This window comes from Candidatus Pelagibacter sp. HIMB1505, assembly GCF_052047915.1.
Lineage (GTDB): Bacteria > Pseudomonadota > Alphaproteobacteria > Pelagibacterales > Pelagibacteraceae > Pelagibacter > Pelagibacter communis_A.
The window spans coordinates 55,001-69,630 of the sequence record NZ_JBNAIR010000001.1; the positions used below are offsets into that span (position 1 = coordinate 55,001).

The window sequence follows — 14,630 nt, forward strand, 5'->3', positions numbered from 1 at the left end:
TCCCCGAAACTTATCGCAGTATATCACGTCCTTCATCGGCTTTCAGTGCCAAGGCATCCACTACACGCCCTTAAACGCTTGATTTATGCACAGAAAAAAATTCTGTGTTGAATCAAATTTTTATTTTGAACATTAGCTAATAACATTACTAATGTTCGGATATAGATATTGATATTAATTATTATATATATTCACAATTTTTATAACTAAGTGTTTTTGGTGGAGGATAGCGGGATCGAACCGCTGACCTCCTGAATGCAAATCAGGCGCTCTCCCAGCTGAGCTAATCCCCCTTAATCTTATTGGTGGGCCGAGAAAGACTCGAACTTTCGACCCCACCCTTATCAAGGGTGTGCTCTAACCAACTGAGCTACCGGCCCCCATGCAAGAGAAACACTACTTTAAGAAGAGAAATGAGGACGGTCAACATTACCTGTGTATTATTTAGAATGAAATTTTACTTTCATTCATCCTTAGAAAGGAGGTAATCCAGCCGCAGGTTCCCCTACGGCTACCTTGTTACGACTTCACCCCAGTCGCTGACTATACCGTGGTCAAGGGTTTGAAACCTTGCCTTAAGGTAGAACCAACTCCCATGGTGTGACGGGCGGTGTGTACAAGACCCGGGAACGCATTCACCGTGGCACGCTGATCCACGATTACTAGTAATTCCAGCTTCATGCACTCGAGTTGCAGAGTGCAATCCGAACTGAGGTATCTTTTAAGGATTTGCTTGACCTCGCAGTCTTGCTTCCTGTTGTAGATACCATTGTAGCACGTGTGTAGCCCAACACGTAAGGGCCATGAGGACTTGACGTCATCCCCACCTTCCTCCAGCTTATCACTGGCAGTTCTTTCAGAGTGCCCAACTTAATGATGGCAACTAAAAGTGAGGGTTGCGCTCGTTGCGGGACTTAACCCAACATCTCACGACACGAGCTGACGACAGCCATGCAGCACCTGTGTTTCGTCCGGCCGAACCGAAAACTCTAATCTCTTAGAGTCGCGACGAACATGTCAAGTGTTGGTAAGGTTCTGCGCGTATCTTCGAATTAAACCACATGCTCCACTACTTGTGCGGGTCCCCGTCAATTCATTTGAGTTTTAACCTTGCGGTCGTACTCCCCAGGCGGTGTGTTTATCGCTTTCGCTGCGACACTGAAAATAAATTTCCAACGTCTAACACACATCGTTTACGGCATGGACTACGAGGGTATCTAATCCTCTTCGCTACCCATGCTTTCGTTCCTCAGTGTCAGTAATGATCCAGAAAGCTGCCTTCGCAATTGGTATTCTTTCTAATATCTACGAATTTCACCTCTACACTAGAAATTCTGCTTTCCTCTATCATACTCTAGCTGAAAAGTTTTAATGGCAGTTCCAGAGTTAAGCTCTGGGATTTCACCACTAACTTTTTCAACCACCTACGAACTCTTTAAGCCCAGTAATTCCGAACTACGCTAGGTCCCTTCGTATTACCGCGGCTGCTGGCACGAAGTTAGCCGGACCTTCTTATTCGGGTACAGTCATTTTCTTCCCCGACGAAAGAGCTTTACAACCCAAGGGCCTTCTTCACTCACGCGGCATCGCTGCATCAGAGTTTCCTCCATTGTGCAAGATTCCCCACTGCTGCCTCCCGTAGGAGTTTGGGCCGTGTCTCAGTCCCAATGTGGCTGATCATCCTCTCAAATCAGCTATTGATCACAGTCTTGGTAGGCCATTACCCCACCAACAAACTAATCAAGTGCGGGCTCATCCAATGGTGCATAAAGCTTTCTCCGTAAAGACTTATCCGGTATTAGCACAAGTTTCCTCGTGTTATTCCAGGCCAAAGGGCAGATACCCACATGTTACTCACCCGTCTGCCACTAAGTATTGCTACTTCGTTCGACTTGCATGTGTTAAGCGTGCCGCCAGCGTACGTTCTGAGCCATGATCAAACTCTCAAGTTTAAAAACGGCGCACACTAGCTTCTATATAAATTCTAAGAATAAAATTTATATAATGTTGAAGTGTGTACGACAAATTTTGGTAACCTTAACCGTCCACACTTCTCTTCTTAAATTTTTACTTTTTAAATAGCTAATTGAGCAAAAAAAGCCCAATAATACTCACTAATTTATTGTTGCTACAATAATTTACTGAGAAAGTTTGATGCTTATAGGCTAAAAATATAGGAAATCAAGCATTTAGAGATAAATAATCTATCAAAAAGTACTTATTTTACAGGGTTTTTTTTGATTTTTTTTAATACTAAACTAAAAATTGTTAATTCTAAAACTTTAAAATGTTAAAAAAATTTAAAAATAACTTTAAGATAAAAAGAGAAATTTTACCATTAATTGCATTAATAGTTTTAACAATTATTTTTACTAATTATTTTAATTATAATCAAAGACAAATTAAAAATAATTACAATAATATAATAAATAATATTTATTTTAAAAAAACTTCAAAATATTTCTTAGATAAGCTTGAACCAAAATTTAAAAAAATAAGACATCAAATTAATGAAGGTGAAACCTTTGATGGTATCCTAAATCAATATCAAATAGATGAAGAGGAAATACAAAACTTAAAAAAAAAACTGTCTGAAATAATAAATCTTAATAAATTAAATACCAATCAATTAATTTATTTAACAATTGATCAAGCTGATAATAAAATTAAAGATTTCATTTTTCAAATTTCAAATAAGGAAAAAATATATTTAACAAAAGATGAAAAAAGTAATTTTAATCAAGAGATTATTTTAACTAAGTTAGATAAAAAAATTATCTATCAAGAAAATTTAATTATGCAAAGTTTGTATAAATCTGCAACAGACAAAAAAATTCCACCTAACACAATTATAGAACTTGCAAGGATTTATGGTTTTCAAGTTGATTTTCAAAGGGATATTCGAAAAAGAGATCGTTTTCAAATTATGTATGAAGTATTTGTAGATGAAAGTGGAAAAGCTATTGAGACTGGTAATATACTTTTTGCTAATTTAATTTTAAGTGGAGAAGATAATTCTCTATATTATTTTGATGAAGAGGGAAGCATTGGGCATTATGATAAAAATGGAAAAAGTATTCAAAAAGCTTTAATGAAAACTCCTATCAACGGTGCAAGACTGTCATCACCATTTGGAATGAGAAAACATCCAATTGATGGATTTAATAAAATGCATAGAGGAACTGATTTTGCAGCACCTATAGGTACTCCTATAATGGCATCTGGATCTGGAACTATAAAAAAAGCTGGATGGTGTGGTGGTGGAGGAAATTGTATTGTTATTAGACATAACTCAACCTATGAAACAATTTATGCACACATGTCAAAATTTGCCAAAGGAATTAAAAAAGGTGTTAGAGTTGTACAAGGACAAACGATTGGGTATGTGGGTTCAACAGGAAAATCAACTGGCCCTCATTTACATTATGAGGTTGTAGTAAATGGTAAAAAAGTAAATTCTCAAACATTAAAACTTCCATCTGGAAAAATTCTCAAAGGAAAAGAGAGAGAAATATTTGAAACAAAAAAAATAAAATTAGACGTTTTAAAATCTGAAAAAATAATAGGTATTAATTAATTATTTAGCTAAAGCCACTTTTGTTTCTGGCTCTTCTTTTTTACTAATAACTTTAGTTTTGGGCTCTTCTGTATTTGCACCATCGTCAGATTTATTTTTTTCAGTTAGGTCCTTGCTTGTATCATTTTCTTGGGCATATCTAGCTTTTTTATAAGCTTCTTGTTCATTTAATATTCTAGTAAAATGATCAGCATGCTGAAAATAGTTTTCAGATAAAATTTTATCCCCACTAGATAATGCTTCTCTTGCTAGGTTTTCATACTTTTCAATTAGTTTTGGCGCATTATGATTATTTCTACCTGGAGCTTTTCTTTGAAAATTTTCATTGTTAGAAAAGTTAGATCCATATTTTGGTCTATCTCCATTGGACTTAAAATTTCTATCATTTCTTCTAAAATTATTTCTTCTATTATTGTTGTTATTTCTAAATGTTACCATTGTGCTAATTTTCTATTTTTGTGCTGATAATACATCGGTCATTCTTTGCTAGGTCTTTAACTACCGAGTTTATATAAAAGCTATTTTTTTTTAATAAATTTTTAACCTCATAAGTTTGGTTATAAGCAATTTCTAAAATTAATTTTCCACCATTTTTAATCAGTTCAGATGATTTAGTAATTACTTTTCTGATTTCTGATATACCATCTAATCCACCGTCAAGAGCTAAATTAGGCTCAAATTTTTTTACATCTTTTTCCAAATATTTTAAATCTAAATTTTTAATATAAGGAGGATTAGATATAATTAAATCATATTTGCCTAATTTAAATTTGTCAATATTTGAATTATATAATTTTAATCTATTCTTAACCCCAAGCTTAAAAGCATTAATTTCACATACTTTTAATGCATATTTACTGACATCTACTCCTATACCTTTAAAATTTTTTCGTTCTTTTAAGATTGATAACAAAATACATCCTGATCCAAAACCAATATCAAGAAAATTGATTTTGTTTTTATTTTGATAAATTTTAAGAACTTGTTCAATAATAAGTTCAGTATCTGGTCTTGGAATTAAAACATGTTCATCAATATAAAATTCATATTTCCAAAAAAACTTTTTATTAATCAAATATGCAATAGGTTTTCCTTCTGATCGTTGGCAAACCATATTTTGGAAGTTATCATAATCTTTTTTATCAATATCTTTATCCAAATTTAAAATGATATGTTCTCTACTTTTCTTTAATACATTTGCTATCAACAACTCACTATCTAATAAGGCAGATTTTATATTATTATTCTTTAAATTTTGATAAGCATCATTAATGGCTGTTTGTAATTTCATATTTTGTTTAATTAAGATTGCTCAAACTTTCTTCTTGGGCTTGGAGTGTTAAAGATTCAATCATCTCATCAAAGGCTTCTCCCTCTAAAAATTCCTCTAATTTATGAAGTGTAAGATTTATTCTGTGATCTGTAACTCTTCCTTGAGGAAAGTTATAAGTTCTAATTCTTTCGGATCTATCACCAGTACCTATTTTACTTTTTCGATCTTTTGACCTTTCTTGATCAATTCTATTTCTCTCTAATTCATAAAGTCTTGCTCTTAATATTTTCATTCCTTTTGCCTTATTTTTATGCTGAGATTTTTCATCCTGTTGTGAAACTGAAAGTCCTGTTGGAATGTGTGTAATTCTAACTGCACTATCTGTAGTATTCACAGATTGTCCACCAGGTCCTCCTGCTCTAAAAACATCAATTCTAAGATCAGATTCATTAATTTTTAAATCTACTTCTTCCGCTTCTGGTAAAACTGCAACTGTTGCTGCAGATGTATGAACTCGCCCTTGGGTTTCTGTATCAGGAACTCTTTGAACTCTATGAACTCCACTTTCATATTTTAATGTTGAATAAATATTTGTACCTTTAATTGAAGCTATAACTTCTTTCAATCCACCAGCTTCACTTCTTGATATCGAAATCAATTCAACCATCCATTTTTTCTTGTGACTAACTTTTTCATACATTTTGAATAAATCTGCAGCAAATAAACTTGCTTCTAATCCACCAGTACCTGCTCTAATTTCAATTATTGCATCTTTTTTATCAGCTTCATCTTTTGGCAATAAGAATAATTTTAATTTTTTTTCATTTTTTTCTTTTTCATTTTCAAGATCATCTAATTCAGTTTCAGCCATTTTTTTAAGCTCTTCATCAGAAGACTTATCATCTAAAATTTTCTGAAGTTCTAATTTGTCATTTTTATAAGAGATATATTTTTTTGCATTTTGAATGATTTCATTTAAATCTGAGTATTCTTTAGATTTATCGGCAAAAGTTTTTTTATCAATGGAACCAGAAGAAAGTTCTTTTTCTAAAATTGTATGCTTGTTAATTAGCTCTTCAATTGTTTTTTCAGGTATCATTTATTTATTTTCAAGCTCTATGGCTTTTTTTTCAACTTCTTCTACAACTTTTGAAATAATGTTGTCTGTTAATACTTTTTCTGACTGAATACCTGATAAATAAAGCATATTATTACCTTTTCCACCACCTGTAATTCCAATATCTGTCATTGCTGCCTCTCCTGGTCCATTTACTACACATCCAATTATGCTTAGCGTAATTGGTGTTTTAATATGAGCTAACTTTTCCTCTAAAATTTTAACAGTATCAATAACTTGGAATGCTTGTCTTGCACAAGATGGGCATGAAATTATTTTAACACCACGATTTTTTAAGTTTAATGATTTTAATATTTCATTACCAATTTTTATCTCTTTTACAGGGTCATCTGATAGTGAAACTCTTATAGTATCGCCTATACCATCTAATAATAAACTACCTAAACCAATAGCTGATTTTATACTTCCTGAAACAAAACTTCCTGCTTCTGTAATTCCAAGATGGAGTGGATAATCAGTTACATTTGAAAGCTGTCTATAGGCTGCTATTGATAAAAAAACATCTGATGATTTAACACTTATCTTAAAGTTAAAAAAATCTTTATCCTCTAAAATTTTTATATTTCTTAAAGCACTTTCAACTAAAGCTTCAGGACATGGTTCCTTATATTTTTCCAAAATATCTCTTTCGAGAGAACCTGCATTAACTCCTATTCTTATAGAACAATCGTTATCTTGAGCAGCTTTTAAAACTTCATGAACTTTGCCTATATCACCTATGTTGCCAGGATTAATTCTCAAACATTTTGCTCCATTTACTGCAGCTTCAATTGCTCTTTTATAATGAAAATGAATATCTGCTATTACTGGTATATTCACATTTCTAGTAATCTCTTTTAATGCTTTAGATGATTCTTCATCTGGACATGAAACCCTAACTAAATCAGCTCCCTCTTCTTGAATTTCAATAATTTGATTTATTGTAGCCTTGATATCTGTGGTTAATGTGTTGGTCATTGATTGAACTGATATGGGATTATCGCCACCAACTTTTACTTCTCCAACATTAATAACTTTAGTTTTTGCTCTCTTGATCTCTCTAAATGGTCTAATGCTCATGAAGACTAATCTAATTTAAATTCTTTATGCAATACAGCGATTGCTTTTTTTACTAGTTTAGATGAAATTAAAACTGAAATTTTAATTTCAGAAGTTGATATTACCATAATATTTATTTTTTCAGAGGCTAAAGCTTTGAACATTCTATATGTAATTCCTGGTGTTGTAATCATTCCAACTCCAATAATTGAAACTTTAGCTAAATCTTTATCAAAGGAAATCTTTTTGTAAGTTATATTCTTATTTTCTTTAATTATTTTTTCAGTTTTTTTTATATCCTCAGATTTTATGGTAAATGTTAAATCAGTCTCTTTTCCATTTAGAGAGATATTTTGAACTACCATATCGACATTTATTAAATTCTTAGACAGAGGTTCAAAAATATGTGCTGCAACGCCAGGTTTATCTTTGACACCTGCTATTGTAATTTTTGCATCATTTTTAGTTGAAGAAATGCCGGTAATTATTTGATTACTAAAGTCTTTCTTTTTAAAACTTTTAGTAATTAAAGTTCCAGGTTTGTTGATAAAAGAAGACTTTACTCTAATATCAATATTATTTAATTTTGCATCTTGAACTGACGTTGGTTGCATAACTTTTGAACCTAAAGATGACATCTCTAGCATTTCATCATACTCAATTCGCTCTATTTTTTTCGCTTTTTTATGTAGCCTTGGATCTGTTGTAAATACACCCTCAACATCCGTATAAATAATACACTCATCTGCTTTTAAAAATTTTGCAAGCATGATGGCAGATGCATCTGATCCACTTCTTCCAATAGTTGTTAATCTTGAATGAATATTTATTCCTTGAAACCCAGTAATAATTGGAATTCCTCCTGAGTTGATATATTTTAATAATTCTTTAGTTGCTATTTTGTTAATTCTTGAACTTTTATAGGGACCATCTGTGATAATTGGAATTTGCCATGACATCCAAGATCTTGAATTTAATCCTAAATAATTTAGTCGACCTGCGATTAAAGCACAAGCAGCCTGCTCACCGGTTGAAACCAAAACATCATATTCTGCTTCATTAAATTGATTACTTATTAATTTTGATTTTTTTATTAAATCATTTGTAACCCCACTCATTGCAGAGGAAACAACAATAACTTTATTTTTCTTTTTCTTATATCCTAGAATTATTTTTGAAACTTTTTTAATTCTATCAATAGAACCTACAGATGTTCCTCCAAATTTAAGTACTACGGTTTTCATTGTTTTTAAAAAATGCACAATTTAATTAATATTTGATAAATTGCATCTTAATTGTTATGTCAATTAATTATTTTATATGAACAGTGTAAATTATAAAGAAATTGAAAAATTTTCGAAGATTGCTGAAGAATGGTGGGATCCCAAAGGTAAATTTAAGCCATTACATAAATTTAATCCAATTAGAATTGCTTATATTAAAGATCATATAATTAAAACCTTTAAAATAATTGAAAAAAAAACACCTTTAAAAAAATTAAAAGTTTTAGATATCGGATGTGGAGGTGGTTTATTATCTGAACCTATGTGTAGATTAGGGGCTGAAGTGACTGCTATTGATGCATCTGAAAGAAATATTAAGGTTGCAAAACTTCATGCAAAAAAAAATAATTTAAAAATAAATTATATTCATACTTCACCAGAAAAAATGAAAGTTAAAAATCATTTTGATGTTATTTTAAATATGGAAATTGTAGAACATGTTGAAGATGTTAATTTTTTTTTAAAATCTTGTTGTAAACTTTTAAAAAAAGATGGAATAATGTTTGTTGCAACTTTAAACAAAACACTCAAATCTTATGTATTTGCAATTGTAGGTGCTGAGTATGTTTTGCGATGGCTTCCTATTGGCACTCATGAGTGGGAGAAGTTTGTAAAACCAGATGAATTAATTTCTACACTCAAAAACTATAATCTTAAGTTAGATAAAATTGATGGTATGCAATTTAATATATTAACTGATAAATGGAAGATAAGTTCAGATAAATCAGTAAACTATATTACTAAATTTATAAAAAATTAATTATTTTTATCCTCTACCCAAGGTATCAATTGGGCATCAATTCCTTCTTCTCTAAGTTCTTTAAGGTCCTGTTTTGATGCTGTACCATAAATACCTTTTTGTTTTTTCTTATTATCATAGTGAATAGATCGAGCTTCATAAGCAAAGTTATTTCCTACATACTCAAAATTATTTTTAATAAACTTTTGGTATTCTGTGATTGTTTTTTTTATTTTATCATATTTTTTTTGATCTTTATGATGTATTGAATTAGATTTTTTACTAATTAAACTTGGTGCCATTAAACTTTTTTCTACTTCTAAAGAATTACAATTGTGACAATTCAAAAATTTTTTCTTTTTTAATTTTTCATATTCTCTTGAACTCGCAAACCAACTTTCAAAAGTTAAATTACATTTCTTACAATTTAGACTGTACTTGATCATGATATTAACTTGGTAATTTTGTTTAAAATTTCAATAGTTTTAACTTCTATAGTCAGCATTTATTTCTATGTATTTTTTGGTTAAATCCATTGTATATGCAGTAAAACTCTTTTTGCCTGTTCCTATTTTTACATTTATTTCAATATTTTGATTTTTCATATACTCGGCTACTTCCGATTCATTGTAATTTGGATCGATCTTACCTTTTTTAACAATGCTAATATTACCAAATAGGATAGCAATCTTATCTATTTTAATTGATACCTGTGCTTTACCAATAGCCATGATCACTCTACCCCAATTAGGGTCCTCACCAGCAATTGCAGTTTTTACTATTGGTGAATTAGCAATAGAGAAAGCGATTGTTTTTGCATCAAACTCTGTTTTTGTATCATTAATATTTATAGTTATAAATTTTGATGCACCTTCACCATCTGCAACTATTCTTTTGGCTAAACTTAATAAAGTTTTATGAAGTGATTGATCAAAATCTTTTAATATTTTATCATTAATACTAGCTATTTTTTTATGAACTGCTTGGCCAGTTGAAAAAATTGAAACCATATCATTTGTACTAGTATCTCCATCACAGCTTATGGCATTAAATGTTGTTTCTATATTTTTATTTAAAAGCTTTTTAAGTATATCATTTGATAAATTTGCGTCAGTAAAAACGTATCCAAGTGTAGTTGCTAGATTTGGATGTATCATGCCAGAACCTTTTGCAATACCATAAATTTTAACTAAAGTTTTTCCTATATAACATTCCTCCATGGCTAATTTTGGTTGAGTATCTGTTGTCATGATCCCAAGTGCAGCCTTCATCCAAATAATTTTATTTTGTGTATATTTGATATTCTTTATCAAATCTGGAATTTTAGTAATTATCTTTTGTTCTGGAAAAGTTTCACCTATTGTTCCTGTGCAACCAAACAAAATATTTTTTGATCTGATAATTTTTGGCTCATCCTCATCATGCTTTTGTTTATCAGTTAATTCACGAGATATTACCTCAGCAATATTTTGAATACTTTTATATCCCTGGTCGCCCGTAAAAGCATTAGCATTTCTAGTATTGACCAATAATGAAAAAATCTTTTTAGCTTTTTGATTATTATTCCATTTTATGTTCTCAGATACTATTTTAGATTTAGTATAAACTGATGCAAAATTTGCCCCCTCCCTAAAATAAAACATGACTAAATCATCTCTAGGAGTTTTATAAAGATTTGCACTAACAGCTGAAATAGATAAACCATCTAAATGATCTAAATCCTGAAAATCAATCATTTTATGATTTTTTGATTTAGAATTTAAAAAATTCGATATATTAAAACCCATGCTATTTAAAATCGTTATTTAATAGTTATATTAATCTTATAATTAATTATATATCAAAACCAATGTTTAATCCTTTAAGCTTTATTTCTAAATTTATCAAATCTGGTAATCAGAAAGAACTAGATAGGATTACTAAAATTGTTGAAAACATCAATTCATTAGAACAAAACTTTAAAAACCTTAATGACAAAGATTTTCCCAACAAGACAAATGAATTAAAAAATAGAATAAAAAATGGTGAAACTTTAGATCAAATTTTACCTGAAGCGTTTGCCTTAGTAAGGGAGGCCTCTAAAAGATCTAGGAAAGAAAGACATTATGATGTCCAGTTAATTGGTGGTGTTGTCTTGCATGAAAATAAAATTGCAGAAATGAGAACTGGAGAAGGAAAAACTTTGACCATTGCACTTTCTGCTTATTTGAACGCTCTAGAGGAAAAAGGTGTGCATGTAGTTACAGTAAATGATTATCTTGCAAAAAGAGATTCTCAAGAGATGGGTCAGATTTATAATTTCTTAGGTTTGACATCGGGATTTATTAATAACGATCAAAATGATTTTGAAAGAAAGAAAAATTATAATTGTGATATTACGTATGCCACAAACAGTGAGTTAGGCTTTGATTATCTTAGAGATAATATGAAATACTCACTTGATGAAAAAGTTCAAAGAGAGCATCATTATTCAATAGTTGATGAAATAGACTCTTGTTTAATTGATGAGGCCAGAACACCTTTGGTAATTTCAGGAGCGGCTGAAGATAAAACTAATCAATATTTAGCTATTGATAAATTAGTAAAGCAATTAAAAAAAGAGGATTATGAAATAGATGAAAAAGATAAAAATATATTATTGACTAATAACGGTATCAACAATGTTGAAAAAATATTTTCGAATGCAGGAATTTTAAAAAATAATAACTTTTATGATCCTGAAAATTTAGCTTTAGTTCATCACGTAAATCAAGCACTAAGAGCAAATCATCTATTTGAAAAAGGGAAAGATTACATCATTAAAGATAATAGTTTAAAAATTATTGATGAATTAACAGGAAGAATTCTTGAAGGCAGAAGGTTTGGTGATGGTCTACATCAGGCTTTAGAAGCTAAAGAAAAAATTGAAATTCAGGCTGAGAATCAAACTCTAGCATCTATTACTTATCAAAATTATTTTAAACTATATAAAAAAATATCAGGTTGTACTGGAACAGCTGCAACAGAAGCAGAAGAATTTTATGAAATTTATAATTTACCTGTAGTTGTGATTCCAACTAACAATCCTATGATACGGAAAGATTATAATGATCAAATATTTAGGACTGAAGACGAAAAAAACCAAGCAATAGTAAAAAATATAAAAGAATGTAATCGATCTGGACAGCCATTATTAGTATTTACTTCTAGTGTAAATAAATCTGAAGTTTATTCAAAACTACTATCAAGAGAAAATATCAAACACGTAGTTTTAAATGCCAAAAATCATGAAAGTGAAGCAGAAATTATCGCTAACGCAGGTAAAGAAGGTTCTGTAATTATAACAACTAGTATCTCGGGTAGAGGTGTTGATATTCAACTAGGAGGAAAAAAAGGATCTATTCCAGATGAACAACTAAAAAAAGAAAAAAATAAAATAAAATCATTGGGTGGCTTGTTTGTAATAGGCACTGAAAGAATGGAGTCTAGAAGAGTTGACAACCAGGCTAGAGGAAGATCTGGTAGACAAGGTGATGAAGGTAGCTCAATTTTTTATGTAAGTTTAGAAGATGATTTAATGAGAATATTTGGATCAGAGTCCATGAATAATATTCTTCAAAAACTTGGGCTCAAAGATGGGGAAAGTATTGACCACCCTTGGATTAATAAAGCTCTTGAAAGAGCTCAGCAAAAAGTTGAAGCCAGAAATTTTGATATTAGGAAAACTTTAATAAAATTTGATAATGTTCTTAACGATCAAAGGCACGTAATATTTTCACAAAGAAATGATGCAATGAATAGTGATCAAATTTTTGATTATTCAGAGGATTTTTTAAAAGAAATCATTGATGATTTAATAAAATTAAAAATTCAAAAAATTGCAAACCCAAAAAGTAGCGAATTTGATAACAGATTAAAATCTCTGATGGGCAAAACTCTAAAAGAAGATGATTTTGTAGTGATTAACTCTTTAAATGATAATGATTTTAGAAAAAGAATAAGAGATCAGTTTAATTTTAGTAGAGCTGAAAGAACAAAAATATTAGGTGAAGATCAATCAAAAGAAATTGAAAAAAGAATTTTATTGCAATCGATAGACATGAATTGGAAATCACATATTCAATATTTGGAGCAATTAAGACAAGTTATTGGGTTAAGATCTTATGGTCAAAGAGATCCTTTGATAGAATATAAAAAAGAGGCATATGATTTATTTTCAAATCTATTAGAAAAACTAAAACTTGATTACATCACAGTTTTAATGAATTTAAAAATTATTGAGCAGCCTAGGCAGGAAAACAATAAAAATAAAGAACCTGAAATACTTAATAATCCAAAATGTCTTTTAATTTTGAAAAAAGACCAAAAAATTTCAAGAAATGATAGATGCGAAGCAACTGGCAAAAAATTCAAACAGTGCTGTGGAGCTTTATAAAAAAATAGTTACCAACAAAGCTATTAACAATAAAAAAGCTGCTGTTAAAAAAAATATCTTTTTATTTTTACTATAAAATTGTTCTAAATTATTTTTCTTGGTTTCCAGTGTGCTCAGACTTTCTGGATTACTAATAAAACCTTTGTTTCTTCCTATTTTTAGAAATTTATTTTTTCTTTGATCTAAAATTTCCTCAGCAGACATCTCTTTATATGCATTTAAGTTTTTGGAAATGGACTCTCTTACATTACTTAAAATTAAGTTTCTGTCTCGATGTGCACCACCAAGCGGTTCAGGGATAATCTCATCAATAACCTTTAATTCCAGAAGATCTCTCGCTGAAAGTTTCATGGCTTTTGCGGCATCTAACATTTTTTTTGGATCCCTCCATAAAATAGTTGCACATCCTTCAGGTGATATAACGGAATAAATTGCATTCTCTAACATTATAACTTTACTAGATGAAGCAAGAGCTATTGCCCCTCCAGACCCTCCCTCACCAATCACTATTGCTAATGTTGGGACCCTTAATTTCATACAGCACTCAATTGATTTAGCAATTGCCTCTGCCTGTCCTCTTTCTTCTGCACCTACTCCAGGATAAGCACCAGGTGTATCAATGAATGAAATTATGGGAATATTGAATTTGTCTGCAAGCTCCATCAATCGAATTGTTTTTCTATAACCTTCAGGCCTCATCATCCCAAAGTTTCTTTCAATTCTTGTTTCTAGATTTTCACCTTTCTCTTGTCCTATTACTAAAACTGATTGCCCATTAAATTTTGCAAATCCAGTAAGAACTGACTTATCTTCACCATAATATCTATCACCTGCTAAAGAAATGAAGTCCTCAAATAAATTATCTATAAAAAATTTTGACTTAGGCCGATCCTCATGTCTTGCGACCATCGTAGTTTGCCAAGGATCTAATGAAGAATAAATTTCTTTTAATTTTTTATCTAATTCATCTTGAGTTTTTGAAATCTTATTAGTATCTACCTCTGAGAGGCCACCTTGATTGTAAGGATCTTTTAGTTTCTCAAGCTCACTTTCTAAGTTTTTTATATCAGACTCAAAGTTAAGATAATTTTTCATTTTATGAGAATAGTACTTATGCTTTAAAAAAGGCAATAAAATGTTTTAGTTTTTTATTAATAAATTGACATCA

At 30.5% G+C, this 14,630-nt stretch carries 11 protein-coding genes, 2 tRNA genes and 2 rRNA genes (1 of these 15 cut by a window edge); 3 read left to right on the plus strand and 12 right to left on the minus strand.

Annotation, left to right across the window (positions count from 1 at the left end):
* From ACTTAU_RS00255 to ACTTAU_RS00270, 4 genes are all read right to left on the minus strand, one after another.
* Window positions 1–84, minus strand: a 23S ribosomal RNA gene (locus tag ACTTAU_RS00255) (it extends 2,669 nt beyond the left edge of the window).
* A gap of 133 nt (window positions 85–217) precedes the next feature.
* A tRNA-Ala gene (locus ACTTAU_RS00260) sits at window positions 218–293 on the minus strand.
* Window positions 294–303: 10 nt separating this feature from the next.
* Window positions 304–380, minus strand: a tRNA-Ile gene (locus ACTTAU_RS00265).
* 97 nt (window positions 381–477) lie between these two features.
* A 16S ribosomal RNA gene (locus ACTTAU_RS00270) occupies window positions 478–1,952 on the minus strand.
* The 16S and 23S rRNA genes sit together here with 2 tRNA genes alongside, the layout of an rRNA operon.
* Before the next feature lie 335 nt (window positions 1,953–2,287).
* On the opposite strand from ACTTAU_RS00270, the gene ACTTAU_RS00275 reads away from it, so the two are divergent.
* Window positions 2,288–3,577, plus strand: coding sequence for a M23 family metallopeptidase (locus ACTTAU_RS00275; RefSeq protein ID WP_438304479.1), 1,290 nt, complete (start codon window positions 2,288–2,290; stop codon window positions 3,575–3,577).
* Here ACTTAU_RS00275 and ACTTAU_RS00280 read toward each other — a convergent pair whose 3' ends face one another.
* Genes ACTTAU_RS00280 through ACTTAU_RS00300 form a run of 5 tightly spaced genes read right to left on the minus strand, consistent with a single transcriptional unit; the run spans window position 3,578 to window position 8,270 of the window.
* Complete coding sequence (locus tag ACTTAU_RS00280) at window positions 3,578–4,015, minus strand: DUF4167 domain-containing protein (protein WP_438304480.1); 438 nt, start codon at window positions 4,013–4,015, stop codon at window positions 3,578–3,580.
* Between the two features lie 4 nt (window positions 4,016–4,019).
* Complete coding sequence (prmC, locus tag ACTTAU_RS00285; RefSeq protein WP_438304481.1) at window positions 4,020–4,868, minus strand: peptide chain release factor N(5)-glutamine methyltransferase; 849 nt, start codon at window positions 4,866–4,868, stop codon at window positions 4,020–4,022.
* A gap of 7 nt (window positions 4,869–4,875) precedes the next feature.
* On the minus strand, window positions 4,876–5,949 hold the full coding sequence (gene prfA, locus ACTTAU_RS00290) for a peptide chain release factor 1 (RefSeq protein WP_438304482.1): 1,074 nt from the start codon (window positions 5,947–5,949) through the stop codon (window positions 4,876–4,878).
* Entirely contained in the window at window positions 5,950–7,047 is a 1,098-nt protein-coding gene (gene ispG, locus ACTTAU_RS00295) for a flavodoxin-dependent (E)-4-hydroxy-3-methylbut-2-enyl-diphosphate synthase (protein ID WP_438304483.1), read from the minus strand. It abuts the gene before it with no gap.
* A 5-nt stretch (window positions 7,048–7,052) separates the two neighbouring features.
* Window positions 7,053–8,270, minus strand: coding sequence for an aspartate kinase (locus ACTTAU_RS00300; protein ID WP_438304484.1), 1,218 nt, complete (start codon window positions 8,268–8,270; stop codon window positions 7,053–7,055).
* A gap of 76 nt (window positions 8,271–8,346) precedes the next feature.
* Between ACTTAU_RS00300 and ubiG the strand changes: the two genes are divergently transcribed.
* On the plus strand, window positions 8,347–9,069 hold the full coding sequence (gene ubiG / locus ACTTAU_RS00305; protein ID WP_438304485.1) for a bifunctional 2-polyprenyl-6-hydroxyphenol methylase/3-demethylubiquinol 3-O-methyltransferase UbiG: 723 nt from the start codon (window positions 8,347–8,349) through the stop codon (window positions 9,067–9,069).
* On the opposite strand, the gene ACTTAU_RS00310 is transcribed toward ubiG, so the two are convergent.
* Window positions 9,066–9,494, minus strand: a complete 429-nt coding sequence (locus ACTTAU_RS00310; RefSeq protein WP_438304486.1) for a DUF1178 family protein — start codon at window positions 9,492–9,494, stop codon at window positions 9,066–9,068. The two genes, ubiG and ACTTAU_RS00310, sit on opposite strands and share 4 nt — an antisense overlap.
* Before the next feature lie 39 nt (window positions 9,495–9,533).
* A complete protein-coding gene (argJ, locus tag ACTTAU_RS00315) occupies window positions 9,534–10,835 on the minus strand; it encodes a bifunctional glutamate N-acetyltransferase/amino-acid acetyltransferase ArgJ (protein WP_438304487.1) in 1,302 nt (433 codons plus the stop codon).
* Window positions 10,836–10,897: 62 nt separating this feature from the next.
* On the opposite strand from argJ, the gene secA reads away from it, so the two are divergent.
* On the plus strand, window positions 10,898–13,462 hold the full coding sequence (gene secA / locus ACTTAU_RS00320; protein ID WP_438304488.1) for a preprotein translocase subunit SecA: 2,565 nt from the start codon (window positions 10,898–10,900) through the stop codon (window positions 13,460–13,462).
* On the opposite strand, the gene ACTTAU_RS00325 is transcribed toward secA, so the two are convergent.
* On the minus strand, window positions 13,457–14,557 hold the full coding sequence (locus ACTTAU_RS00325) for an acetyl-CoA carboxylase carboxyltransferase subunit alpha (protein WP_438304489.1): 1,101 nt from the start codon (window positions 14,555–14,557) through the stop codon (window positions 13,457–13,459). The genes secA and ACTTAU_RS00325 overlap by 6 nt on opposite strands.
* Window positions 14,558–14,630 lie beyond the last annotated feature (73 nt).